This window comes from Spartinivicinus poritis (assembly GCF_028858535.1).
In the GTDB taxonomy this organism is placed as follows: domain Bacteria; phylum Pseudomonadota; class Gammaproteobacteria; order Pseudomonadales; family Zooshikellaceae; genus Spartinivicinus; species Spartinivicinus poritis.
The window spans coordinates 82,802-109,294 of sequence record NZ_JAPMOU010000019.1 but is presented as its reverse complement, the minus strand read 5'-3'; the positions used below and the strand labels follow the sequence as shown (position 1 = coordinate 109,294).

General features: G+C 38.4%; 25 protein-coding genes and 1 pseudogene. 4 read left to right on the top strand and 22 right to left on the bottom strand.

The annotated features are described in order from the left end of the window. Positions 1 to 527: 527 nt before the first annotated feature. Entirely contained in the window at positions 528 to 1,919 is a 1,392-nt protein-coding gene (locus tag ORQ98_RS15530) for a sensor histidine kinase (protein ID WP_274689721.1), read from the bottom strand. Then, on the bottom strand, positions 1,897 to 2,586 hold the full coding sequence (locus tag ORQ98_RS15525; RefSeq protein ID WP_274689720.1) for a winged helix-turn-helix domain-containing protein: 690 nt from the start codon (positions 2,584 to 2,586) through the stop codon (positions 1,897 to 1,899). Before ORQ98_RS15525 ends, ORQ98_RS15530 begins: the two co-directional genes overlap by 23 nt. Positions 2,587 to 2,746: 160 nt before the next feature. Here ORQ98_RS15525 and ORQ98_RS15520 point away from each other — a divergent pair, with 160 nt between their 5' ends. Continuing rightward, positions 2,747 to 3,241, top strand: coding sequence for a GlcG/HbpS family heme-binding protein (locus tag ORQ98_RS15520; RefSeq protein WP_274689719.1), 495 nt, complete (start codon positions 2,747 to 2,749; stop codon positions 3,239 to 3,241). 151 nt (positions 3,242 to 3,392) lie between these two features. On the opposite strand, the gene ORQ98_RS15515 is transcribed toward ORQ98_RS15520, so the two are convergent. Together ORQ98_RS15515 and ORQ98_RS15510 are read right to left on the bottom strand one after the other, a co-directional pair. Then, positions 3,393 to 5,123: a M12 family metallo-peptidase gene (locus ORQ98_RS15515; protein ID WP_274689718.1), complete on the bottom strand. Its 1,731-nt coding sequence runs from the start codon at positions 5,121 to 5,123 to the stop codon at positions 3,393 to 3,395. Positions 5,124 to 5,142: 19 nt separating this feature from the next. Further along, positions 5,143 to 5,853, bottom strand: a complete 711-nt coding sequence (locus ORQ98_RS15510) for a hypothetical protein (protein ID WP_274689717.1) — start codon at positions 5,851 to 5,853, stop codon at positions 5,143 to 5,145. Between the two features lie 274 nt (positions 5,854 to 6,127). Between ORQ98_RS15510 and ORQ98_RS15505 the strand changes: the two genes are divergently transcribed. After that, a complete protein-coding gene (locus ORQ98_RS15505) occupies positions 6,128 to 6,709 on the top strand; it encodes a VOC family protein (RefSeq protein WP_274689716.1) in 582 nt (193 codons plus the stop codon). A 99-nt stretch (positions 6,710 to 6,808) separates the two neighbouring features. Here ORQ98_RS15505 and ORQ98_RS15500 read toward each other — a convergent pair whose 3' ends face one another. Both ORQ98_RS15500 and ftsY read right to left on the bottom strand, forming a co-directional pair. Next, the gene (locus tag ORQ98_RS15500; protein ID WP_274689715.1) at positions 6,809 to 7,927 is read right to left on the bottom strand and encodes an agmatine deiminase family protein; all 1,119 of its coding nucleotides are present in this window, start codon (positions 7,925 to 7,927) and stop codon (positions 6,809 to 6,811) included. A gap of 232 nt (positions 7,928 to 8,159) precedes the next feature. Then, entirely contained in the window at positions 8,160 to 9,611 is a 1,452-nt protein-coding gene (gene ftsY / locus ORQ98_RS15495) for a signal recognition particle-docking protein FtsY (protein ID WP_274689714.1), read from the bottom strand. Positions 9,612 to 9,813: 202 nt separating this feature from the next. Between ftsY and ORQ98_RS15490 the strand changes: the two genes are divergently transcribed. Further along, complete coding sequence (locus tag ORQ98_RS15490; protein WP_274689713.1) at positions 9,814 to 11,166, top strand: M16 family metallopeptidase; 1,353 nt, start codon at positions 9,814 to 9,816, stop codon at positions 11,164 to 11,166. Beyond that, positions 11,163 to 13,757: a M16 family metallopeptidase gene (locus tag ORQ98_RS15485; RefSeq protein ID WP_274689712.1), complete on the top strand. Its 2,595-nt coding sequence runs from the start codon at positions 11,163 to 11,165 to the stop codon at positions 13,755 to 13,757. The genes ORQ98_RS15490 and ORQ98_RS15485 overlap by 4 nt, the downstream gene beginning before the upstream one ends. Before the next feature lie 125 nt (positions 13,758 to 13,882). Here ORQ98_RS15485 and ORQ98_RS15480 read toward each other — a convergent pair whose 3' ends face one another. From ORQ98_RS15480 to ORQ98_RS15410, 16 genes and pseudogenes are all read right to left on the bottom strand, one after another. Further along, entirely contained in the window at positions 13,883 to 14,884 is a 1,002-nt protein-coding gene (locus ORQ98_RS15480) for a phage late control D family protein (protein ID WP_274689711.1), read from the bottom strand. Next, entirely contained in the window at positions 14,875 to 15,222 is a 348-nt protein-coding gene (locus ORQ98_RS15475; protein WP_274689710.1) for a tail protein X, read from the bottom strand. Before ORQ98_RS15475 ends, ORQ98_RS15480 begins: the two co-directional genes overlap by 10 nt. A gap of 20 nt (positions 15,223 to 15,242) precedes the next feature. After that, positions 15,243 to 15,620 (bottom strand): annotated as a pseudogene (locus ORQ98_RS29615) (phage tail protein); the annotation flags it as partial. Between the two features lie 22 nt (positions 15,621 to 15,642). After that, on the bottom strand, positions 15,643 to 17,661 hold the full coding sequence (locus ORQ98_RS15470; protein WP_274689709.1) for a phage tail tape measure protein: 2,019 nt from the start codon (positions 17,659 to 17,661) through the stop codon (positions 15,643 to 15,645). Further along, a complete protein-coding gene (locus ORQ98_RS15465) occupies positions 17,654 to 17,770 on the bottom strand; it encodes a GpE family phage tail protein (RefSeq protein WP_274689723.1) in 117 nt (38 codons plus the stop codon). The genes ORQ98_RS15470 and ORQ98_RS15465 overlap by 8 nt, the downstream gene beginning before the upstream one ends. A 32-nt stretch (positions 17,771 to 17,802) precedes the next feature. Next, positions 17,803 to 18,051, bottom strand: a complete 249-nt coding sequence (locus ORQ98_RS15460) for a phage tail assembly protein (RefSeq protein ID WP_274689708.1) — start codon at positions 18,049 to 18,051, stop codon at positions 17,803 to 17,805. A 320-nt stretch (positions 18,052 to 18,371) separates the two neighbouring features. After that, positions 18,372 to 18,896, bottom strand: a complete 525-nt coding sequence (locus ORQ98_RS15455) for a phage major tail tube protein (RefSeq protein WP_274689707.1) — start codon at positions 18,894 to 18,896, stop codon at positions 18,372 to 18,374. Beyond that, positions 18,896 to 20,056 carry a phage tail sheath subtilisin-like domain-containing protein gene (locus ORQ98_RS15450; RefSeq protein WP_274689706.1) on the bottom strand — a complete coding sequence of 387 codons (1,161 nt, stop codon included), beginning with the start codon at positions 20,054 to 20,056 and terminating at the stop codon, positions 18,896 to 18,898. Before ORQ98_RS15450 ends, ORQ98_RS15455 begins: the two co-directional genes overlap by 1 nt. Before the next feature lie 87 nt (positions 20,057 to 20,143). After that, on the bottom strand, positions 20,144 to 21,223 hold the full coding sequence (locus tag ORQ98_RS15445) for a phage tail-collar fiber domain-containing protein (protein ID WP_274689705.1): 1,080 nt from the start codon (positions 21,221 to 21,223) through the stop codon (positions 20,144 to 20,146). A gap of 15 nt (positions 21,224 to 21,238) precedes the next feature. Next, positions 21,239 to 22,447, bottom strand: coding sequence for a phage tail protein (locus ORQ98_RS15440; RefSeq protein WP_274689704.1), 1,209 nt, complete (start codon positions 22,445 to 22,447; stop codon positions 21,239 to 21,241). A 325-nt stretch (positions 22,448 to 22,772) separates the two neighbouring features. Beyond that, complete coding sequence (locus ORQ98_RS15435; RefSeq protein ID WP_274689703.1) at positions 22,773 to 23,414, bottom strand: phage tail protein I; 642 nt, start codon at positions 23,412 to 23,414, stop codon at positions 22,773 to 22,775. Positions 23,415 to 23,440: 26 nt separating this feature from the next. Further along, positions 23,441 to 24,361, bottom strand: a complete 921-nt coding sequence (locus ORQ98_RS15430; protein ID WP_274689702.1) for a baseplate assembly protein — start codon at positions 24,359 to 24,361, stop codon at positions 23,441 to 23,443. Next, positions 24,358 to 24,693, bottom strand: coding sequence for a GPW/gp25 family protein (locus ORQ98_RS15425; protein ID WP_342455206.1), 336 nt, complete (start codon positions 24,691 to 24,693; stop codon positions 24,358 to 24,360). The genes ORQ98_RS15430 and ORQ98_RS15425 overlap by 4 nt, the downstream gene beginning before the upstream one ends. Beyond that, positions 24,693 to 25,268: a phage baseplate assembly protein V gene (locus ORQ98_RS15420; protein ID WP_274689701.1), complete on the bottom strand. Its 576-nt coding sequence runs from the start codon at positions 25,266 to 25,268 to the stop codon at positions 24,693 to 24,695. Before ORQ98_RS15420 ends, ORQ98_RS15425 begins: the two co-directional genes overlap by 1 nt. Beyond that, a complete protein-coding gene (locus ORQ98_RS15415) occupies positions 25,268 to 25,807 on the bottom strand; it encodes a hypothetical protein (RefSeq protein WP_274689700.1) in 540 nt (179 codons plus the stop codon). The genes ORQ98_RS15420 and ORQ98_RS15415 overlap by 1 nt, the downstream gene beginning before the upstream one ends. A gap of 153 nt (positions 25,808 to 25,960) precedes the next feature. Next, positions 25,961 to 26,260: a lipocalin/fatty acid-binding family protein gene (locus ORQ98_RS15410; protein ID WP_274689699.1), complete on the bottom strand. Its 300-nt coding sequence runs from the start codon at positions 26,258 to 26,260 to the stop codon at positions 25,961 to 25,963. Positions 26,261 to 26,493 lie beyond the last annotated feature (233 nt).

Sequence of the window (26,493 nt, the reverse complement as noted above, 5' to 3'; positions counted from 1 at the left end):
AATCATGGGTAATGGATTAGCTGAGTTTGCAGATTAGGTACTCAGTTACACCTAAAAATGATTCGTTATGGGTATATTAGAGTATATAGAAATTCATGCTATATGCCAGCCACAACGCTCTTAACTTATTGTCTCAACCAACAATGAGTAGGATCATAGTGGTTCAATTCATGCCAAAACTGTTCTATATAAAAATGCTCCATATGAAAAGGCAATTTTTTTAGCATATATTTTTGGTTTCTCCTACATATTTGATTAACTTGCTTGGCATTGTGATCGCATAGTTGTCACTAAATAGTTTCTGTTTAAAAATTCCTTCTGGTGCTTCATCTGTATAGCTTGTTAACCAATGGCATCATGGTAAAAATGAATCTGACACCCCAACAGAACTTATCGTCTTTTATGCTGGAACAAAGAAAAAATCTCTTATTTTACTCCAAAAATATAAATGAAAATTGAGGGTACTTCATAGTACTCTATCATAAATTTATAGTGGTCCTTAACACTAAAATTTCAAAAAAATCAAGTTATCTTTTAAACTCGATAGGTAAGCATACTTTAAAACAACTCCCTTTTCCTTGTATACTATTTAATTTAATAGTGCCATTATGTGCCGTTACAATAGCTTTAGCCAGACATAATCCAAGCCCCATACCTGGTTCTGTTCTACTTTGATCTGCACGATATAAACGCTCAAATATATGTGGAATATCTTCTTCAGAAATACCAATTCCTGTATCTTGTACTTCCAATATAATGCAGGATTGGTTTTTTCTTAGCGTTATCCAAACCTTGCCATTAGTAGGCGTATATTTAATAGCATTATCGATTAAATTACCAATCACTTGAGATAAGCGAACTTTATCAGCCTGAATGAAGTAGTCTTGATCAATGGAGGAGAGCAACTCTACTGATTTCTCTTCAGCAACAAATCGGTATAAATCTAGATTTTCAAAAACTAGTTTACTTAAATTTAGCTTTTCAATATGCAGTTTTAAAATACCACTTTCAACTTCAGTAATATCCATAAGCACATTTAACAACGACTCAATACGCTCACCTTCTTCAGCACAATCGAGAAGTGCTTCTCTCATCTGAATAGAGTCTTGTTGGGTAAGTGCCGACTCAAGACTCAAGCGCATTCGAGCAAGCGGCGTTCGTATATCATGTGCAACAGCATCAAGCGACTGCTGCATACTATTAATCAACCTTTCAATTTGCGATAACATCTGATTAAACAGTTTTGCCAGCTCACCAAGTTCTGAACTAGGATTGCGAATGGTGACCCGAGCTTTAAGATCCTTTTCTCTTATACTTTGTACTGTATTTATTAAATCTGTTACGGGTCTTAAAGCTTGCCAATTCATCCAAGCAGTGATAATCAAACCAAAAATAATGAGTGGTAGCATTACTTGAAGTATAATTATTGTATATTCTGTTACCTGGTTTTCACGCGGCTGAACTGACAAACCAACCCTGACCTTTCCTCCCGACTCTAGAGCTATATTTCTACATAAAACTTTAATTCCATTATCGACAATTTCACTTATGAACCAAGTACTTTTATTTAAAAGGCTTTCGTTGGTTATTTTTTTACCCCAGCTTTCAGGTTGCACGAGCAGCAGCAACTCTTCATTTTCATCGAAAAGCTCTACACGCAGAAAGCTTTTTTGAATATATGGAATATCGCGCTTGATTACATGCAATAGTTTTTCCCGTCCTGTCTGAGCTTCTAGACGTTGATAGCTATCCAACAATGAATTAATAAATTGCTGATCTTTATCTAGTTGAGTTTTGTTGATTAAGTAGTTAACTGTTGCAAATATTATCAGTGCAGAAAAAACAAATATCAACGCAAAGCGTATCGTTAAATTAAGTGCTGTATTTCGCTGACACTTATCCGTCAATCCTAAGAACATACCCTACTCCTCTTAGTGTATGAAGTAGTTTTACTGAAAAATCTTTATCAATTTTACTTCGTAACCGGCAAACCAGTACATCCACTACATTGGTTTGTGGATCAAAACTATAATCCCATACATGCTCTAAAATCATGGTTTTTGACAGAACTCTAGCAGGGTTTCGCAACAAATACTCTAATAACTGAAACTCTCTGGGCTGTAAATGTATCGTCTTACTATTTCTTGTTACAACCTTTCGAAATGGGTCTAATACCAGGTCAGCCATTTTGAGTTCTGAAAAGTGATTATCACTACTCGTGGCCTGTTGTGTTCTTCTTAATAATGCTTGAGCACGTGCTTGTAATTCGGTAAATGAAAATGGCTTTACCATATAATCATCACTTCCCGTTTCAAGCCCCCGCACTTTATCCTCTACAGAATGCTTAGCACTTAAAATAATAACCGGCACATTGCAGCCCTTTGCTCTTAGCTCAGCGATAATAGCTAACCCATCCTTGCTAGGTAACATGACATCCACGATTAGCAGATCATAATCACCCTCAAGAGCCAAAATTAGCCCATCATTGCCATTATTAGCTACATCAATTACATCACCTGACTGCTGGAAGCCTTGTACCAGATAACTAGATATTTTCTGATCGTCTTCAATTAGTAAGAGTTTCATAGTAGTTAAAATATATTGATTTTTATTTACGTTAGCATGCCTGCCATTCTTTATCACCTATCTCCACGCCTACCTTTCCAAACTGTAATGTTCGAGCAAGGTTCAAGTAATCTAGTTATTGCAGGATCTCTCTACCACAATTCAACAAAGGGGATCCGATATGAAAAAAATGATCATTGCATTCACCTCAGCATTAACTGTAATAACAGCTATTCAAAGCCATGCAGCTACATTGCCACAGCAACCCTATTTGAACTTGACTACTGCTCAAAGCCTTGCAAATGTAGCCCTAAAAAAGTGTTTATCTCAAGGTTACAACGTAAGTGTTGCAGTAGTGGATGCATCAGGACTAACAAGAGCGCTAATCAGAGCTGATAAAGCAGGCCCGCATACATTAGAAAGCAGCCGTAAAAAAGCTTTTACTGCCTCAAGTATGGGAAGACCCACTGCTGATTTTACTAACCTTATAAAAAATAAACCCGAATTAGCAGGATTGCGTGATATGGACCCAAATATTTTAATTTTAGGGGGCGGACTACCAATTAAAGTCAATGGCCAAAAAATTGGAGGCATTGGTGTTGGAGGAGCACCAGGTGGGCATCTTGATCAAGCTTGTGCACAAGCGGCTTTAGATAAAGTAATTGGTGGCAAGTAATTGGTGGCAAGTAATTGAGCTAATCAAGGTTATCGCATAAGATTTTTAGGTGCGCCCATCGAGTGACGAGGCCCCATGAGCCTATAAGTAATAGGTGATTGGGGCCAGGAGTGAAGATAACAAAACCTAGAAATCATTCGTGAAGGGTATATCAGTTACGAATCCGCCCCTGACGGAAATAGAAGCCCTGATTATTATTTGGTGTCATAAATACCAGACTGGCTTTTTGTAAGCCAACATACTCTTCATCACTTACACGAACCTTACCCGATATTTTAGAAAAATAACCAGAAGTCAAACTTCGCTGTGCTACACGACGGTATGTAGTAGGCTTACCATTGCCGTATTCCATTTTTAGCATGGCAACTCCCCAGCGCCGCATTGATTGCATACTATTAATAGCCATTTGCGCACTAAAACGCAGGCTTTGATTAGGACGCAACTGCTGGGTAATATCCTGACTTATGCCTTTATACCAGTTATTACCAGATATTTTATAAATCATGCCTTTAAACAGCCCCCAAATTGAGTTTATGCTATTTAATATAGACTGGCAGTTTTCTCCTTCCACACTAACAGAGTTCATATAGCCGCCACCAAATGAGTTAAACCCACTCATGGGGAACCATTTATTTAGGCTAAATGGCAACCGTAATTTAACTGTACAGGTTGTCGGTTTAGATGGATTTTCTGGCTTTGAAATTGGTGGCACCGGTGCAGGATTAACCGGTGGTTTAGCCGTGGGAGGCACCGGATTATTAGTGACAGGCGGTACTGGTTTACTAGGAGGTTTAGGCTTACTAGTAGGCGGCTTTGGCTCGGGGGTTGCAGGTGGTTGATCTGGAAAGTTAACAGGATCATCATCCACTGGAGTTGCTGGTCTAGTGGTTACCGGCGGTTTCGGTTTTGGCTTTTTCGGTGGAGTTGGCTGTACTGGAGGCTGTTTAGGCTCAGTTGGCTTTGGTGTTGGCTCCCCAACCGTAACTACTGTGGGCATAAAATTAGCTATTTCATTTGCTACTGTTTTAATACCTTGTACTGAGTTTGCAATTCCATCACTAGGCGTAACATAGCCACCAGTTTTCAATTGGGCTTTTAAATATGGACTAGAAAAATAATTAACATGAGGTGTATTCTGGCCAGTATAGGACATGATTGTTGCAAACTGCCCTGGCACTCGATAGCCTCTAGCAGAATCAACAATGGTCCCTGTTTCAATAGATCCATCACGCCTTCTAAAGCCATGACTTAAGCCTAAATTATGTCCAATTTCATGTATTAAAGCATCTGCACTACATCTCGAGCCAATCCAACTATATGTTGCATTACTATTTAACCCACTTGATGTATCAGGTACCCAACGATTACCACTTCTACGACTATACTTATAATGGGCTAAGTTACCAAGCCCACATGTTCCCCAGGATTTATCAACAATAACAGAAACTAAGTCTGCTCCGTATTTTTTCTTAATTTCCTGAACCCTTGAGTTTTCCTTTAGCCAATTTAATGAGGTATCACGACAACCTTCTATATCTTGCTGAGTTTCATTACCTTGATAATCCCGTACTATATTTATACAACTTCTTTTTAAAAACTCCCTATTACTAATCCCTTTAATCACCGGATCTTTAATAGGCAAAGCTCTAACGCGCAAATTAGTCTGACTATTTTCCAATATTAAGTTGGCATGATTAACAATATAGTCAATATATAACTTAATATTTCCTCGTTTATTTTTATCATCTTTCCAACGTGAAACATTGCCAATATTTTGCTCTGCCTCAGGCGTGTACAATATAGCTACATCAATAGTCTCGATGGCATATGCAGATGAGACAGCCATCGACAAACAGGAAACGGAAAATATTTTTTTTAACATTTTTACACCAAGCTTATCTTTAGTTTTGTGGTTGATATTCAACAGTGTCATCTTTAAAGTTGGTTTTAGCTCTAACATCGGCTAAATAAATAAGTGAAGCCTCTCCTGTTTTATTATCAATATAAGCTTCATATTCTCCTTGCTCACTATTGACATAAATAATGGACTGTTCTTTATTTTTTGTAATAGAGATAGAACCAAAAGGGGAGTTATTATCTACCTTGGCATTCCAGCTTTCTGAGTAAACCCCATTAGTTGTTTTATTAACTGTAGCCGTAAGCGCTTGTTGCCCAGGCAGCTGCACAGAAAGTTGCTGCCCAACTGCAAGTTGTTCCAACACAGTTGGGTCCACATTAAATGACAGCGTTCGAACTCCTTCCAAGTTGGTATTTACTTCACTATCAATGTTTGACCAAAGTTCTAACTTAGCTGGCTTCTCGGTATATAAAGGCAAATCACTAATTGCAGCTTTAATTGCATTGACTTCAGCCTCTGGTAGCTCTGAAGCTAGTTCTTGATTAACTATTTCAGTATTGATTGCCTCGGGTTCGATAGTTATCTTTTTTATTGATTGATTACTTTCTATTTGATTGACTTGTTTAACACTTACAGCATCATTTGTGATTTGTTGCTTTGATGTAATGCTATCTTTATCTATAAAGTCTTGCGCAATAAATACAGCACTTGCTGTAAGTATAGGCACACCTATATAATACAGTTTGTTTTTCATATTTTTTGGGTTCTAACAAGGTCAAAAATAAGGAAGTTGATATTTACTATACTGAACGATGAGTAAATTATATGAATGATTAAGTACGAATTTATATCGATCAAGTCTTTATTCTGGATGATAGAGCCCTCAATATAAAAATACTTGACTTGAATTTTATTAAGTTGTTAACTCAGTTCAGTTTCCCGTCGTTCCGTAATCTATGCGACAAAAATAATAAATTTTATACACATTATGTTGTGTATATAGATTAAACAAATATTGAATAAACAGTATGAAAAGAATAGTAACGGCTTGCTTAGCAGCCACTTTAACGCTGACCAGTTTATCCTCTAATGGCCAAACGCAAGTTCAACAACCTACTGTCTGGAAAATAACCTATAGTGTGCTTAACTCACAACAGGCTGCAGATTTTTGTGTCGATATACTGGGTATGGAAAAGATAAAGATACCAGACCCAACCCTTGCTAAAGGCCGCTCCTGGGTTCGCTTTCCCAATTCAGGTTTGGAGCTGCATTTCGTTGATGCTCAATCCCGTTATGGTTACGATAAAACCAAAGAATATTATCAGTTTATTGATGAACTAGATCAAGATATGACCATTTTTACCACTTTTATGGATAACCATGGTGCTATTTTAGTGGATGATTTAACCCCCTATTTAAAAAAGCTTACTGCTAATAATGTCCCCTTTTTAGGGCCAGTAAGAAGGGCTGACGGTGTCTACCAATTATATATTGAAATACCTGGCCATACTTACCTTGAACTGGACTCCAAAAAGCAACCTAATAAAGCCTATCCGACTACCACATGGGATAAAGTGCCCTTTTCTCCAGAGGCTAAAAAGCAATCTTAGTTGAGTGTAATCAAGCCCTAATGGGCTTTCTAATAATTTAATTTTTATATTACTTCATCAAAGGTAACAACTCATTTTATTTAATAGAATAAGCTTTTTTCACACTGCGGGCTGTTGCATGGTTGAACAATGAATTCCACCTCCGCCCGCTGCGATTGGATCAATATTTAGCATTTCTATAGTGTGATTAGGGTATTCAGCCTGCAAAATACGATAAGCGTTTTCATCTGCTATAGAATCACCAAATTCAGGTGCAATCACTACTTTATTGGCTACATAAAAATTTACATACCCTGCAGCAAAGTCATCATTTAAAAAGTCTTCTCGTAGTTTTTCTGGCTCATCCATGGTAATTAATTTAAGTTTCCTTCCTTTTGCATCCGTTGCTTGTTCTAAAATACGCTTGTGTTTACGAGTAAGTTCATATTCATAGGAGCTACGATCATAAACCATGTGGATCACTACTCTACCTGGGTGAGTAAATCGAGCATAAAAATCTGTATGGCCATCGGTTATATCTTTACCTTTTATACCGGGCAACCAAATGACTTTTTCTATACCGAGGGTAATTTTTAAATGGACTTCGCACTGCGCTTTAGTCATGCCAGGGTTGCGGTTTTTATTAAGTACACAACTTTCTGTGATTATAGCTGTACCTTCTCCATCAACTTCTAATGCTCCTCCTTCTAATACCAGAGGTGTATTAATTAATTCGATACTTTGGTTCGCAGCCATCTTGCGAGCAACTTGCTTATCATTTTTATGATATTGTTTATTTCCCCAGCCATTAAAATTAAAATCGACTGCGGCTAATGTTTTAGTTTTATTATTTGTAACAAATACAGCGCCATGATCACGAATCCAGAAATCATCTAAGGGTGCCACCATAAACTCCACTGAATCGCCACACTTTTGCTTAGCCAGCGCCAGATCTTCCTTATTAACTATTACTGTAACAGGCTCGTATTTCGCGATCGTTTTTGCTAGCTGGCCCAATGTATCTTGCAGTGCATAAGCATGCCGCTTGCCCCATACTTTAGGTTTGGCCACAAATGATAGCCAGGTTCTGCTATGGGGAGCCGCCTCATCTGGCATTAGCCATTCATGTTGTTGGTGTGATGCCAGTTTAGCTGTTGTACTAGCAAAGACTGGTTTACTGAATGTTGAAGCAAGAGATGCACAACCAATAGAAGTTACAAAGGCTCTTCTGGTAATCATTTAGAAACACCTACTTTTAATTAATACTTTATAATGCAGCTAATAGAAAAATTATAGATTAAACTTTTATAGATAAAATCTTTATAAATTATATTTTTATATTAAATATAATTTTATTAGTATTACCAGACTGCCAAATTAATCAGGTTTGTGCAAGTATAAAAAAAGCCCCGCAGAATCAATTATCCTGCGGGGCTTTTTTTATAATTTATATTATATTTTATAATTGCTTTTATGCGAGCTTTTCCATGTCAAACAGTGCATCCACAAACTCATCAGCATTAAATGGCCTTAAGTCATCTATTTGCTCACCCACCCCAACAAAGCGGATAGGCAGTTTCATTTCTTGAGCAAGCGCAAAGACTATTCCACCTTTTGCGGTACCATCCAGCTTAGTAAGTACCATACCTGTCAGGTCTATCCATTGATTAAATTGTTTAGCCTGGCTAAGTGCATTTTGGCCTGTACATGCATCTACTACCAACATGACCTCATGTGGCGCTGTGCCATCTAGCTTTTGGATTACCCGCTTAACCTTTTTCAGCTCTTCCATCAGGTTATCTTTGTTATGTAAACGCCCTGCAGTATCAGCAATTAGTACATCTGTTCCTCTAGCTGCTGCTGCTTCTACGGCGTCATAAATAACAGAGGCACTATCTGCTCCCGTATGCTGGGCAATAACTGGGATTTCATTACGCTCGCCCCATACTTGTAATTGCTCAACAGCGGCTGCACGGAAAGTGTCTCCTGCAGCTAACATGACCTTTTTACCTTCTATCTGTAACCGTTTTGCCAGTTTACCAATGGTTGTGGTCTTGCCGACACCATTCACACCCACCACTAAGATGACATAAGGCTTTTTCGATGTATCAATAACTAGCTGCTCATTGGATGGCTCAAGCTGTGTACGCAGCTCTTTTTTAAGCGCATTTAATAAGGCGTCAGCATCGTCCAACTCTTTATACTTGACTCGTTGGGTTAGCCCTTCAACAATTTCAGTGGTGGCTGCGATACCCACATCTGCCATCAGTAGCTGTGTTTCGAGCTCTTCCAGTAAATCATCATCAATTTCTTTTTTACCAATGAAAAGCGTGGTCACCCCTTCTACAAAGCTAGAACGGGTTTTAGTCAAACCTTTTTTCATTCGCGCAAAAAAGCCTGCTTTCTTCGGCTTAGTTTGCTCTTCTGTTTCCGTTGCTGCTAAGGCCTCAGCTACTGAAGGTGCCGTGGGTGGAACTACAGCTTTTTCACTAGCACTTGCTGTAGTCGTTTCCTGGTTAACCGTATTAGGTTGAGCTTGCGTTGATGGCTGCTCTATTGGCCCAGCTGCTTTTGTTTCTACGGTTTCTGTGGCTGTTTCAGCTTGTTTGGCCAAATTTCCAGCTGCTTGCTCAGCATCTACTGACTCTACCGCAGGCTTATTATCAACAGTCAAGTGAGTTTCAGCACTCTCAACTGCTGTGCTAGCTTCATTACTAGTTACTGTTTGTTCGACAGTTGTGGACTGTTCATTAATCTGCTCTGCCTTAGCTTCAACCTGTTCAGCTGTGGCTTCTTGCTTGTGCTTACGACCAAACTGCCAAAAGCGCTTTTTTGGCTTTTCTTGGTCTGTGTTTACGGTTTGCTCATCAGGGCTAGCCGCAGAATTGGAAGTCGTTTTCTTCCCTTTACGTGAACCAAACATATCTATTACGTAATCTATTGCTTGCGGGGTGATTCCCAAGTTTACAGAAGTTTTTAAGCTTGCCCGTTACTCAATGAAAACAACAAATACGGTCATATTTGAGCACTTAGCAGCTGTATCGGTTTGATAAATCTATACTGGATATCGTAACACTTCTCATAGTTTGGGGGTACGAAAAATCGCTGACTTAAGGAATCGTTTGATGAACTGGCACCCGCTTAATACATTGATGACAGCAATATGGCTAAGTTTGTTAGCCGCTTTCTCCTATGCCAAGCCAACCATTACCCATGAATTTCAGCTGGAGAATGGGTTAAAACTGATCGTGCGAGAAGACCACCGCGCTCCTGTCGTTGTTTCAATGGTGTGGTACAAAGTGGGTGGCAGCTATGAGCCATTAGGGCTGACCGGGGTATCTCATGTGTTAGAACACATGATGTTCAAAGACACCAAAAAACTCAAGACAGGTGAGTTTTCAAGAATCATGGCCAGAATTGGTGCTCAAGATAATGCTTTTACCAGTAAAGATGCCACCAGCTACCACCAAATGTTAAGTGCAGAACGACTACCCGTTAGCTTCGAGCTTGAAGCAGAGCGGATGCAAAACCTGACGATTGATGATAAGGAGTTCAGCAAAGAAATTAAGGTGGTGATGGAGGAACGTCGATTACGAACGACGGATAAACCCACTTCATTGACTTATGAGCGGTTTCTCGCTACAGCCCACCAAACCAGTCCTTATAAAAACCCTATTGTTGGCTGGCAGCGAGATTTAGATGCTATGACCAGCGAAGACATACGATACTGGTATCAACAGTGGTATGCCCCCAATAATGCAATTGTTGTGGTAGTTGGCGATGTAAAGCCAATAGCTGTACTAGATCTGGCCAGGAAATATTTTGGCCCGATTAAACCTAAACAGTTGCCTGTTATTAAACCCGTTTATGAACATAATACACCAGGTGAACGCCGACTGACTGTCAGCTTGCCTGCTCAACTTCCAGTATTAATGATGGGCTTTAATGTGCCTGTCATTAAAACCACTAAACAAGACTGGGAGCCTTATGCACTCCGATTACTCGCAGCGGTTTTAGATGGTGGTTATAGTGCCCGCATCCAAAAAAATATCGTCAGGGGCAAAGAAATTGCTGCTTTTGCTAATGTTTCCTATAACGCTTTTAGCCGCTCTGATTCGTTATTTATGTTTAGTGGGTCACCTAACCGGCAAAAGCAAAAAGGTATTTCAGATTTAGAAACAGCCTTATGGGAAGAAATAACATCAATACAACAGGTGCCACCTACAACAGCAGAACTTGACAGAATTGTTGCTCAGGTTATTTCCGAGCTAGTCTATCAGCAAGATTCTATAAGAGCTCAGGCAAACCTTATTGGGGGATTGACAGTCATTGGCCTGGACTGGCAATTAATTGACCAAGACCTTGATAAACTCAAAGCTATTACACCCAAACAAATCCAGCAAGTGGCTAAAAAATACCTGGTAAAAGATCGCCTCACTGTAGCGGAATTGAAACCTAAAGGACTGCACCTAAAATGATGTATTTATTAAAAAGTCAAAAGCATAAGCGGAAATTTTTATGGGGCATTATCTTTATTTTACCCATAATTATCCTAGCTTTACATAAAACAGGTTACGAAGAAGCCAGCGCAACATTAATTGGCGTACCGGCATCTCATGTAAAAAAAACAGCTACAAAAGAAAAAGATCCAGAAGAAGAAAGCCAAACAGCCAGCAAAGCCAATTCCACCTCCACCTCCACTAGTCAGTCTCAAGAACAGCCAATACAACAAACTGTAAAACCTGATACTGATAAAGAAGCTCAACCTCTTATTCAGACTGATCAACAACCATCTACACCGCCAAAACCTGAAAAAGTAGAAACCATTACAAAAGCCCCCATTACCGAGCAACCCCCGAAAATAATTCCACCTAAACAGCCCGCTGAAACACCTGCAGTTAACTTAACTGAGTCTGATGCACAACAAAAACAAACTGCAACACCTGACACGGGTAAAGAAACCCAGCCTATTATCCAGACTGATCAACAGCAATCTACACCGCCAAAACCTGAAAAAGCAGAAACCATTACACAAACATCCATTACTGAGCAGCCCCCAAAAGTACTTCCTCCTAAACAGTCCGCTGAAACACCTGCAGTTAACTTAACTGAGCCTGATACACAACAAAAACAAACTACAACACCTGACACGGATAAAGAAACCCAGCCTATTATCCAGACTGATCAACAGCAATCTACACCGTCAAAACCTGAAAAAGCAGAAACCATTACACAAACATCCATTACTGAGCAGCCCCCAAAAGTACTTCCTCCTAAGCAGCCTGCTTCTCCTGAGCCTGAAATAACAGTCACTACTGCCCAGCCAAAAGATACCCCAAAAAAAACAGAACCTGAAGAAACCGTCACTACAGAGGCTATTAATCAAACAACCGTCACTCAAACACCACAACCAACAGTTGAAGAACAAAAACCAGGAAAACAACAGTTAACAGCAGAGCCTGTCACTGTAGATAAACCAGTTAGCAAAGACCTTCCTGAATCAGAACCATCAATAACTCCTGAGAAACCAGTTCAACCATCACCAGCTCCCATTTCAGTAACCCAACCATCCAAACCAGAACCAGAGCAAAAACCAAAATCTGAAACTACAAAACCGGTAGTTAAGGCCCCAGAGCAAGTCACTAAATCAAAGCCCGACAGTAAAAAAATTCCACCTGCGCCTAAATTAACTGAAGTGCAAAAACCTTTAGTTAAAGAATCCCCACAAACAGCATCAGAATCAACCAAGCCCAGTGAACCAGTAAAAAAAATGGTTGACCCACGTTTCGAGTCTCTGGAAGTACTGGTTAGTAAAGATCTACCCAAAAGAAAAATTTCAATCCAACAGTGGCAAACAGATAAAGGTGCTCAGGTTTATTTTGTGGCTGCACCAGAAATTCCCATGTTAGATATACGACTGGTGTTTGATGCAGGCTCAGCAAGAGATGCTTATATACCTGGTTTAGCTTACTTAACCAACGGTATGTTAGGAGAAGGAACTAAAAACCTTAACAGCAACCAAATTGCTGAGCAGTTTGAGTCTTTGGGTGCAAAATTCAGTAATGGCTCTTATCGTGATATGGCTACGGCCTCTCTACGTACCTTAACTGACGAGAAATACCTTAAACCTTCTGTAAAGTTATTTACCGAAGTTGTTACAGATATGAACTTCCCTGACGATGCAGTTAACCGGGTAAAAAACCAGGTTCTCAGCAGTTTGCAATATATAAAACAACAACCAGGTAAACTAGCAGAACAAGCATTTTACGCAAACCTTTATGGTGAACACCCTTATAGCACACCTAAAGAGGGAACTGATAAGTCGATCCCCAGTATTAAGAAAAATCACCTAATTACTTTTTATAAAGAATATTATGTAGCTAAAAATTTAATTATCGCTATGGTAGGAGATATCAGCCAACAACAAGCGAAACAAATCGCTAATCAAATTACTCAGCCAATGAACGCAGGCGGACATGCCGAGCCACTTATCAAACCCATTAAAACTAAACAACTATCAAATCAAGTAGAATTTCCCTCCAGCCAAACCCATGTTTATATGGGAGCTTTAGGGCTTAAAAAAGGCAATCCAGACTATCCTGCTATATTTGTAGGGAATCATATTCTAGGTGGCAGTGGCTTTGGTTCTCGGCTATTTGAAAATGTACGTGAAAAACAAGGGCTAGCATATAGTGTAGGTAGTGGCTTTATCTTAATGCGAGCAGCCGGTCCTTTCCTAATTAGCCTGCAAACCAAAGCGGAACAAGCAAAACAAGCATTAGCTATTGTAAAACAAACACTTCATGAATTCATTAAAAAAGGACCTACTGAAAAAGAGCTAAGTGATGCTAAGCAAAATATCCTTGGTAGCTTTCCACTTAGCTATGCAAGTAATAGCAGTATAGTAGGTCAATTAGGATCAATTGGTTTTTACCAACTACCTCTTACTTATTTAGATGATTTTGTTGCCGGTATTCAAAAAGTAACGGTTCAGGATATTAAACAAGCCTTTGCTAAATATGTCGATCCGGAGAATATGCTGGTTATTACAGTGGGGCCGAAATCTTAAAAAATGAGAAAAAAGTACTCCAAATCAAGTCCCTTCTCCCCGGCGGGGAGAAGGCTAGGATGAGGGGGCTAGTCTGCTACTGCAAGACTAGTGACACCCTCTCTCTAGGAGAGGATGTAAAAACACTAGTTTATTGATGACGCTGTAATCTCAGTTATATAACCTGAATTGTTTAACTGATGCTTAACCGTATCAATTATCCACAAACCATTAGCACCCGCTCTAAAGCCAATTAATTTAAGCTGTCGCTCTGCTTTAATAGTTGTATTTCCTGGCAGTGTTATGGTTAACTGCTTTTCACCTAGAGCAGCATTTTCCAATTCTGCTATTGCTAAAGCGGTTGCAGCAACTTCTGAAATAGCATCAGTTCTAATCTGCCTAGCAGGTTTTGTTTGTTTACCTTTTTTAGATTTATCAACGGTTACTTTAAACTTTTTACCTCGTTTTTTATCGTAATAGTTAGCTGTAACTGAATTATAAGAAGTCCGTTTAGTAATATTAACCCGCCACTGAGTTACATCCTGAGGTATTAACTCAATGACGCCAGTCTCAGGTATTCTTGGCTTAAGTGACAGAGTATCATCAGTAATCTTCAGAACACCACCCACACTGGTGGCTAGTCTGGTTAAAAAGTTAATATCGCTTTCATTCCGTTGGTTTAGGATAGCGAATTTTTTATTTTTATATTTTTTATCTATTTTTATTTTCAGGCCATTATCCTTAGCTATTTTACTAAAAATAGTCTCTAAGTTTACTTGATTCGCCTTTGATTGTGCACCTCCCTTTTCACTCCAGGTTATGGTTTTTGGTGATTTCAAACTGGAACCCATATTGGCTGCTTTACCTGTTATTTTCAATGTATTAGGTGGACTGGCCAGCTCAATCTCATCAACAGTATAAGCCCCCATCAACTCCAGCTCTTTTTCTTTATAACCTAGATAAATTTCTAGTTTTGCTCCAGTATCAGGCAATGCGATCGCATGCCCGGTATCATCAAGAGTCACTTCCAGAGAATCAGATTCCCAACCGGCATTGTCTGTAATAGTAATATCAAGTAGCCGATTGTAAATCACTTTGGTAATATTTTCATTATCTGCCAATAATGTATAAACAGGCTTTATTGCCATAGCACCACCTGATCAGCATTATTTTCTTGCAGCTCAACTGTCGGTAGTATAACGGGTATATTTTCTGGTAAATATACTCCTAAGTTTGCTAACCCCGGGTTTTCTTCGTAAATAGATTCCGTGATATAGCGGGTTTCTTGGAAGAGCTGCCATGCAATCCAATCGGCGGTTTCTCCCCCACTCGTCCGGTAAACAGCTTTTCCTTGTTGCCTTGCTTGCTCGGCGTATTTTTCCTGCTGCTCTCGCCAGACTTGTAACTGCTGTTCTTTCTCTTGCTGTCGCTCTGGTAATTCAACGTCGTTTGTTGTTGAGACTTCACTGTTATCGGTTGTCGACACACTACTCCTCCAAATTGTTTCAAATTAATAGTAAAATTTATTTTTCTTGGCAAACCATCAGAAAAAAAGAAGTTTTGCTGGTCAGTTATAGACTCAATTAAATAAAGACCTTGTATTTTTCCAGTGCCAGAACTCAGCAAAAAAGGCTCTCCTTTACCCGCTAGGTTTCGTAACTTATCCAGTAAAAAATAACTGTTTTTATTAAGTTGAGTATAAATGATACCTTTGAGTGAAATTGTTGTTAGTCCTGGTCCCAAATATTGAGTAGCAGGTAAATAGCTAATCCTATCCTGTGTAGCCCAGCGATAACTATCTGTAATCGTTAAATCATCATAAGCGGCTGTCGATATCGAAAAATGAAAATACCCTGCCTTGGTACCTGGGCGTGACAAAGTCATCATTACCAGGCTTTGTTCTATATTAGCCGATGTCATAGAGCGCCCCTCGCTGTTTTAATTGTGCTTGCTGTTCTCGTTTATCAAGCTCTACTTTCACCATTGCTGCTATTACTTGTGGATTTTGGTTAGCCGTAGCATTAATCGTAATCGGTGCATTGACTGCGACATTACTTTTAGTGACCTGAGATCTAATTGGCACTACATTCTGTCGTTGAGGATGAATGCTTCTAATACTTTGATTACTTGATAACGATGCACGCTGAGTACGATTACTCGATTGCGCAACTCGATAGTTATTTAAGTCTACTACATTACCTGCTGCAGAGGTACTAACGGTAGTCACTTGAGAAGCTACCGTTTTAATTCGCTGTTTAGCCTGTTGTTCTTTTTTAGCTATTTTTTTAGCTGATTTTCTCTTCTCCTCTCCTTCGTCTTCATCTCCACCACCAAAAAAGCTTACTATCCCACCAAGTAAATCACCAGCAAAATCAGCAAATGCAGAAACCTTATCACCCAACCAACCAATACCTTCAGCAACTAATGCAATTGGTGTTAATAAAAAGGCAAATACTGCACCCAGTACATTACCCACACTTTCACCTATAGAACCAAATGCAGCTAATTCTGCTGCAGTGGACTGAACTGGCGTAAATAAATTACTAAAAGCATCAACAATCCAATTAATAGCAGAGCCAATACCTGAAAAAATAGGTTCTAGAGCTGAGAAAACAGGTGCTAAAGCTTGTCTAACAGGCCCAAGTGCACTAATCAAGCCATCAAACATACTTGACATAAAAGCTTTAATAGGTTCCCAGTATTTATAGATAATCGCGCCAACAACAGCTACAGCTGCAACAATACCTGCAATTATTGCTACCAGTGGGTTTGCCAAAATAGAAGCATTAAATAACCAGAATTGTGCAGTTGCTAGGCGAATTCCTCCAACCAATGTTGATAGTGTTCTTTTAAATTTTAAAACGCCTAATCGACTAAGCAACCTAAATTGCCTGGTTAATGATTTTACTCCAGCTGAAAAGCCTTGAGTAGCAAAGGTATTCTTTACCAGATTTGCTCTACGGCTCACTAACGCAGCTGTATTATTAGCTAAAGATTTACCATAACTTGCTAAGTGTTGCTGACCCAGCTCTACAATGGCACCTCTAACATTAGCTAAGTTGTCACTCAGTTCAAAAGGGTTACCAATAGCCTGTCGAATATCACCTACAAAGCTATTGACCAAACCAGCATTAACATTAAATTTATTAGCAATAGCATTAGATAAATTTTCTTGTGCATTATCTAATAGTGCTGGCGTAATAACATCTTTCAGCTCATTATATGCCGTTGCTTTGATTGCACTGAAAGCGCCTTCAAAGTTATTAACTAAATTATCTACCCCTCCAGATGCCTGCCAGATGCTTTCCAGTGATCCGGTTACTAGGCTTTCATCCAAACTTAACGCATTGGCTATTGACTGCCCAACTTTAGGTAAATGCGCATCACCTAAAGACTGCAATAAACTAATAGCAGAATCTCCAGATAAAGCATTTTGCAGATTTTCACCTACCGCAGAAAAATTTTCTGTCAGATCAAATGGGTTACCAATCGCTTGTCTAACATCACCAACAAAACTATTTACAACTTCTGTATTAATACTTAGTTTATCAGCAATACTCGTTGCTATGCCTTCTTGCGCATTATCAAGTAGCGCTGGACCAATGTCATTAGTCACGGAGTCAATTAATGCATCTTTTACACTGCTTAAAGCGGAAGTGGTATTAGTTAATAAATTATTTACTCCGCCAGATGCCTGCCAAATGTCTTCTAGTGAATTTTGTACTAGCTTATCTTGCAGATTAAGTGTTTCAGCAATTGTTTGACTTACTTTTGGTAACTTAGTTTCTAATGTTCTATTGATCGATTGAAAACTATTATTTAACCCCTTCGATAAACTATTCGAAGCAGCTTGTGCTTGTTTATTGACTGCTGCAATATTGTTTTCAAAGAGTTGATTTAATGTGGATGTTACTGCATCAGTCATTGTTATATTCCTGTGCTGTTCGTTCCTTTGCTTTTTTGTGCCATATCATCAAGTCAGATAATTCCAGCTCCCATAATTCTGAGGGTGGCCAATGAAACACCACCGCCAGATCAGCTAATACACCATGGATATCAGCAGGAATTACCGTTGACCTAAAAAATCAGCAACCACTTCATTTACTTTTTGAAAGTCCGCAGCATCTAGATCCTCTATCGCTGATGGTGCTAGTTCAGCCAAGTCAGCAATTAATTCAATAGACTTAGTAATATCACCACCTTTAGAGTCTTCCATTCGTTTTAAATCTTTAGCACGTGGACGGCGCAGGTAAATAGTATCAACCTCAACGCCTTCTGTTGTGATTGGATATGCTAGTTCGATTTTTGTTTTCATTTTTTTACCTTAAAAATTTGTGATAGTTTTTAAATTTCTAACCCCTCCCTCAGGGAGAGGACTCAGAACCAAGTTCCTTCTCCCCCATGGGTGAGAAGGTTAGGATGAGGGGCTAGTTTGCTACTGCAAAACTAGCGACAGCAACTTTAATTGAAATAAAAGTGCTGGCTGTTCTGCGTAGAAGCTATCTTAAATAAATATACCCTCACCCCAATCCTCTCCCAGAGGGAGAGGGAGTTAAAACCAGCTCTTGCGACATCATCACCAAAGAAGGGGTAAAGATATACCTGTCGTGTGAGGTATAACAAATAATTTAATTGTTAACTTAAACCAATGGCTTTTCGAATATCTTTCAACTTATCTTTGCCATTGATAATACGCTTCATGTTGACAACATCAACTTCAGCCAGTACTTCGCTTCCAATAGTTAATTTGTAATAACGTAGCGCAGCTTGGATTTTGGTTGCTGCTTTATCACCTGGCTTCCAGCCCCCTATATCAAGCTCTTTAAAGCCACCCGATAAAACAATTTCTACCGTATGAACTTGACCACCTTGATCCATAGCACCACGAATAATAAGGTTTTCTTTTTTATCGTGATTTAACTCAAACCAGTCAAAGATATTTTTATTGCATTCATGAACAGTAAAGCTACATTCCAGTTTTTCCATCCCCATATCAATACTCAAGGGAAGGTCCATACCACCAGCGCTATACTCTTCCGTTTTTATAGTAAGCTTTGGTAGCGTAATTTCTGATACTCGCCCTGCATATCCTTTACCGGAAATAAACAGGTTCATATTTTGCAGCACTTTTGGCATGCTAAACTTATCACTCAAGGCCATTAAACTAACTCCTCCAGATATTCATTGGTTAAGCGAGATGTAAATGTAATATGTTCTGCTGGGTAAGGTGGGGTAAACTCCACGTTAAAATAAACCTTACCTTGCTGAATACGTGTTGGAGAATTAAGTTCAGGATCTGGGTAGCATCTGCCACCAATAATCGCTCCTTTAGCCTGTAAATCACGCAAATAATTATTTACTCCTTCTGAGACATGCTCAAGATATAAAGTAGTGATATTTTGGTCCACAGCCCACATATGTGCTCGTAATAGGCTTTCATAAATCATGTCTGCAGTACGACGAACAGACAAGAATCGCCATTTCTCTTCTCTACCTGTTGTATGGTTACCCCATAAACGGAAACCATCTTTACGAATAACAGTAGTGACATGCTTTTCATTTAGCAGATTGGCTCGGCAATTAGTGTCACCTAAAGTAAAATCAACGGCTCGTGCTAAATTATTAATACCATTAATCTGCTGGTTAGATGGGGACCACCAAAAACCTGAATCATTATCAGTACGTGCAATGACACCCGCTGCACGAGGACTCATAGGTTGTTCTTCATAAGCCTTGGCATTCGCGTTAAATACCTTAACAAAAGGGTCAACCATATATACCCGTTCAGAAGATACCTTTTCAGCATATTGTTTAGCTTCAGCATCGTTGGTATTTGGTCCATCAACAATGGCAATTGCCCGCAACCGTTCAGCAACCACTTTTAATTTATCTGCTACATCAAATTGCTGGCTAAATTTAGGCGCAATCAAAACTCTAGGAGTCACACCTAGCACAGATTCTGAGCTGACCAGGGTCATAATACCTTGATAATGTACCCCATCATCAGACATATCTTTTAAAAACTCAGCTTTTTGCGCATCCGCTTCCGCTTGTTCAGGCACCCGAACGACTACTACTGTCGCACCAGCCTGATCAAAAATACCTTTAATCGCATCAGGTAATGTACCAGTTTCCCCTAAACCAGCCGCTTCGGTTAGCTTGCCAGCAATCAATACTGGTTTATGATAAGGAAAATCTTCTTCCTTCGCTCCAGGTGCTGTACCAACAACACCAATAACAGAACTTCTTACCGTTCTAATGGGACGAGGCCCACTGTTATCCTCTACAATTTCAATACCATGTAAAAAATTTTCAGACATTTTGTTTCCTTTGTTTATTGTTGTGTTTGTTATTTTACTTGTTGTTTTTTGATTTGGTCAGGTGAAATATTTCACTTTTCAATATTTTTAAGCCATGCGAACAATATAGTTAAAAGCAATATTTTTAACTGTATTTTCTGACTCTCCAAATTCATTAATTGTAAGGCTATGCTTATGCGCTCCAATATGCAAAGAATGAGAATGATTTCCAGCACTTGCGGTATTTGGATAGGCAGTAATATTACCTCCCGCTCCTGCTAATCCAGGCCTATCATTGCTTTCAGCATGATAGGCCGTTGTACTGTGAGTATGCGCACCAGTAGTATTTGTATTTTTAGTACCAAGATCTGTTGCATGAACACTACCTGTATGAGTATGGCTTTTTACCTGATCGCTCTCAAAGCTAAGAAGCTCACGCTCATTTTTTCTACCCTTAATGACAAGTCCACGTAAGTCAGGTATCACACCACTTGGATATATTTTTGCTAATCGTGGAAAAGCATCTAAATCGAATTTCTGGCCCTCCATAAACCCCCATCCATCTGGCAAAATGTTTGAAGGCCAAGGTATAGGTGTCCCTACAGGTAATATATTATCTGTAATTTCTAAAATTGATTTATATGCAGCGTCCTGTAAATTAATTTTTAATTCATATTGTTCATGTGGATTTGTAGAATTTTGGTGCTCTTTAAATTTATCTCCTACATACCTTTTTGAAGCCAGCATAATTGCTGGATCAACCTTCATATCTACCTGGTTGGCATTGGATACCTGTAGCATGACTCTAATGAATAGACTACTACCACTTCCTTCAGTGATATTAGGTTTATAGGTTTTAGGATACTTACCAATAGCAATCAGATTATTTTGATCATCGTAAACACCAAATTCTGTGATATAAAAACCACCATCGTCATCTGGTATAGTTGCTTCAATCACTAACCAGTTTTGATTTTCTGGGTTTACATAAAGGTCATTAATATGACCACTCCAACGCTCTCTTATTAATTGTGTATCAGATTCTTTAGGTGATGTTTCTTTACCATTATCATCACCACCATCACCTATTTTTATCGTTTGTAGCTTTAGTTTGCTACCTAAAGCAGCTGTGTTGGTAAATTGGGCTTGGCCAGTTTTTGTTAGGATACTGTAGTATTTATTAGACAAACTTATACCTCTTATTTAAAATTTTGGCTTTATCATGCTTGCAACAAAAAAAAGAATGAAGCCACCATCTGACTCTCTATTAACTTCTTTTATACATCCATGTATTCCATATATTGCGTATCTACTTATTAAATGTGGTAGTAGCACAGTTGTATTTTCTGAGGTAAACTCTAAAGCATCAGTAGTGCCCTGATAACTACAAAAAGGCCTTCTACTCCAGTTAAGGTTTTCTAACTTAATATTAATATATGAAGCATTCTTGAGTACACCACTTGGATTAAGATCATCAGGTACTTGTGTTATCATCCAATTTAATATTGTTTCTTTAGAAAGTTCAATTGCATTTATTAGTAGTTTTATTTTTCCATTTTTAATAAGTGCTACCAACATATCATCATATGTCGTATCAAACTTAATGTTTTCCTCAGGCAACTCAGTTGGATTATATGTTAAGTCTTTAACATCAAAGAGCTTAAATCCCTGTTCTGGAGCCCATCGTAAATGGTAGGTTTTCGTGTCATCGACAACAAATGTACGCTGCTGAGCTGTATAATCTGATGTACTAAAATCTTTCCAACCTCGCCAACAGATTACTTGGTTAGGCAAAACAACGATTTTATTACTTACTTTTTTAACCTGTAGTTTATTATCTGAATTAAGTACTTCAGGATAAAATGGTAGTTTAGATAAATGCTCTAGCTGCAATGCATACTGTGGGTGAGGATTTGACTGTTGCTTATGCAGAGCTAACTCCTGATCCACATATTCTTTAGATGCCAACATTATTGTTGGATCAACCTTCAGTTGTATTGTATCACTATTCGCCAATTCTATAATGACTTTAATATAGGAACTACTAGCACTACCTTCCTCAAGCGTAGGTTTATAGGTTTTTGGGTATTTCCCAATGACTATCAAATTATCTTGGTCATCATACAAACCAAACTCAGTAATGTAGAAATTTCCCACCGTATCAGGAATTATTGTTTCAGTGACTAGCCATTTATCGTTCTTTGGGTGCTTTTTCAGGTCATTGATTGGCCCTTCCCATCGACCACGTACAATATCTGTGTCCGTTTCTTTTGGGTTACTCTCAGCACCATTGTCGTCGCCTCCATCACCTATTTTTATTTTTGAAATATTTAATGTCTGCCCTAATGCGGTGGCATTTGCCAGCTGAGCTTTACCTATATCTGTAAATATACTGTAGAATTTGTTTTCCAATTATTTGGATTCCTTATTTGAATTATTTTTAAAGGAGATGTTTTAAAAAACTCAAAATCAATCCGATTTTTTTCTCTAAATCGTTATCTCGATATTCACTTTCCCCCCTTTGAAAAAGGGAGTCTAGGGGGGGATTTATCGATACCCGAACCATTGAATCATCTGAGTCTTATTTGTATGTAAAAATCCCCCTCAATCCCCCTTTATTAAAGGGGGAAGTTGTATTTAGCTCCCTCCCCCATTGGGGAGAAGGGACTTGGTTTGGGTTCCTTGCGTGACACATTCTCAGATAGAGAGCGCTAAAGCGTCTTTCGTGCCCCCAGAATTAAACCACTGCAACATAACCTTTTGGGTATATAGTAATAGTATTAACCGACTGATAACCGCTTGCTATTGAATAGCATAAATTGCTTTCTATATTTTTAATAATAAATGGATAAACTGTTGTGGTATTACCACTCTGTGCTGCTACGCCTACATAAGGAGTTGTTGACTCATTAGCAAGATATAATCGCAAGTCATACTGACTACGAGCATTTTTTGTTTTTTCAATTATTTGCTTTATATTGTTATATTCAGACTCATTGATGCCTCTAGACCGACTATATACATTTGCCCTAAATGTACCAGGCACTCGTTCTGCTTCATCTTCGTATTTAAACCACTCTTCAATTTGAATATCGACATCTGTTGCAGCTAATGCTTTTTTTAAAGCACCAATTGTACCTTTTTGCCGATGAACTTTAATCGACTCCCTGATTACATTACGTTTGGTTTGTTCATCCCAGCCATTATCCCACTCATCAACAGATAATGCCCAGGCTAGCCAAGGCAAATATTCTGTAGGGCATTTTTCTAGGTTCCATAATTTGCTGAAATCTACATTAACTTCTGCAGCTCGTTTAATTAATAGCTCAATATTTTTTTCTAAATCAGAGCTATTAACTGGTAGTAGTGATTCATTCATTAGTTAGCTACTTATTTGTTTAAAAATTATAGGTCTACTCCTACGACATTTATTGTAATATCTGAAGGAACTTCTGGGTTTTCTGGATCACCAGGATTGCAATAAGCGACTCGGTTAGGCTCTACTTTTATACCATTAACAGGTGTCTTTAAATTTACTTTCTGTACTCCAGGAACATGTAAAGCAGCTAAAATCCCTGATTCAGTAATATCATGCCCTAAATAATGATGCTCCTTAACAAACGCTTTTATTCTTTTTTCTGATTCTTGTAAAACTACTTGTCTATCTGGCCCAGAATAAAAGGTAATGTCAGCTTCAATTTTATAATGAATAGGCTCTACTGCTTGAACAACTACTTTATCGGTTAACGGCCGGATATCTTCATCATTTAATACTTTAGTCACTTTTTCTAAAGTCGCTTCATCTGGCGTACCATCACCTTCATAACTTTGCACAGTCACATAAACAGTACCTGGCTCATCTTCTTTACCCGTTACATGAATATCTTTCACTTTATCTGATGCAGCCAATGCATGAAAACGGTAAGCCCCTTTAGGCCCGGCAGTACTAAAACCCTCTGGACCTAGAATTATTCGCTGACGCAGTATTTCATCACTTTCCAGTATAAGCTTCTTGGGTGGTTCAGTTTTTGAATCAGCTTCTTGGATGACTTTTCTTTCTACGCCAATCAAAGCAGCTAGGTTATCTAAATCTGCTCCTCTAGCATAAGCCACCATTACTGAACGAGCTGCATCATTAATTCGTAGTCTAATCAACAGTTCACGGTAAGCAGCTATTTCCAGTATTTTATAAGCTGGATCAGACTCTACAATTGCACTGTAATCTTTGTGCAAGTCATCAACCATTTCCTTCAAAATAACTTCATAATCAAGCTGCTCTACAATATCTGGTGATGGCAGTTGAGATAAATTAATTTCTGTTGTCATATTTCTATTCCTTCAAGTGTAACAACTTGTTGCTCAGGCAAATATATACCTTTGAGTTCAAACAGAGCTTTATTATTAGTCAGACTTTTTAAACTAACCTGTTGCAAACGAAATCTTGGCTCCCATAAAACCAATGCATCAGCGACAGCTGCATAAAAAGCCGCAATAGTTTGTTGATTTAAAGGAGAATCAATTAATTCATGGAGTCTACTGCCATAGCTCCTTCTCATTACCCGGCTACCCAAAGGAGTGGTTAGAATATCTACAATAGACTGCTTTAAATGCTCTAAGCCTCCTTTTTCTTTACCAGTTTTTCGGTTCATTCCTATCATTATTGTATTTTTCCTGTTGGTTTTGATTCACTACAGCCAGGTACTTTGTGAGTGTGCTCATTATATATTTCTCGGTCACCTGCCATAGTTCTTGTCTTATCAGCAATATCGCCTGATGCTTTAAGATTACCTTGAATAGAGACATCGCCTTTAATACTTATTCCTCCATCACTTATTAATTCAGTATTTCCACCTGCTGCTAACGCAATTGTTAATTTTTTATCTTTTCGGTTATACGAAAAAGTGGTCTGATCTTTATATTTTTTTATGTGAACATCTGGATTGTTAGCCAACTTATCATACTGCTGTTGATATAAGGCAGGTAATACCACACCTTGCTCAGGCTCTCCATCAGGGGAAAACATCACTACTTGCTCTCCCATTTCTGGTGCCCAGTATTCAGTATCATTATGAGCTCGGGTGGTCAACCAGGGTAGCCACCCTGAAATAAAATCGCCCGACTCTACTCTAACTAAAGCCTCATCATAGTCCACATCATATATAGTTCCGATAATGACTGTATTTGCCAGTTTTCTTTCTAGTTGAGATACTCGATAAAGCAAATTTTGTATCATTAATGCTTTACCTCATTATATTTTTCAGCAATACCAAAGTCATCACGATCAGTGCTGATATACAGGTTTTCTGGGTTTATTGGTGTAATTGTCGTTGGGCTATCATGAGGTAACTGAATTAGGTGCTGCCACTCAATTTTCCAGCCACTTATTAGTTTCCCATCCGCTTCATGTATATTTAACGCATCAGCCGTTACATTTGATGCAGGCGTTAGAATACCCAATCCCCATTTGCTTGATTTAATCAAACGAAGTAGTTTATCTAGATGATTCAAGGCAATCATATCATCAGCCCAATCATCCTTAACTTGATTAAAATAATACAGCGCATAGGTTGCTTCATATTCTTGAGTATCAAAAAGATCTTGTTGCTTTGGTTTAAGCAGTTTTGGTACTATTCGAATTGCTGGAAATATATCTGTTAAGATAATTGGTTTTCTTTCATATACTAAACCCGATTGGCTACCAACATTATCAACTTCAGTGATGTTTTGTTCGATGTACTCAATCATTTTATTAGTGATGATAGAGAGTTTCATATTATTTACCGTATATTTTTCATGAATACCTTTTTAAATCTATTAGTTTGTTACTCTAATAGCAGAGACTATCTTTCATGAGATACCTACTACAAAAATCAGGTGAATTTATTCATTTAGATTCTTAGCAAACCAATACATAATCTAAGCATTTTATTTTTTTATTCTAGTTTCCATCATTCTATCTAATTTGCCATTGATGATTTTTAGATCAGATCTTATTTCACTTTTTACTTCATTAATTCTGTTTTCTTGTCTCTGTTGCAACTCTGTTAAATGTTTTATCGTTTGTGCATTTTGATCAATACGCTTGTCAATTGACCCACCCCAGGCAAATAGTGAAACGACTACTGCAATAGTGCTAATTATATGAGTTATACTTACAGTTCTATCTAAATGCCAGTGCTTTATCTGAGTGGCTTCTAGTGTATTGGTTTGTCCCACCGAATTCATTGTATGCTCCTATTTTAATGCATGATTTTATGAGTTGTATTACGAAGTATTATTCAATTGCATTTTAGCTAATACTCTTTACTTACTTTGATATAGCTTAGCAGGAGTTTTTGACTTTGATCAGGTGAAAAATTTCACTCTTTTTTAAAAAAGTCTCCCCTCCAGAAATAAGCTTTTGGAGGGAGTTTCAATATGAATGTTTTATCTGAAATCAAAGATGCTGGCTCAAATAT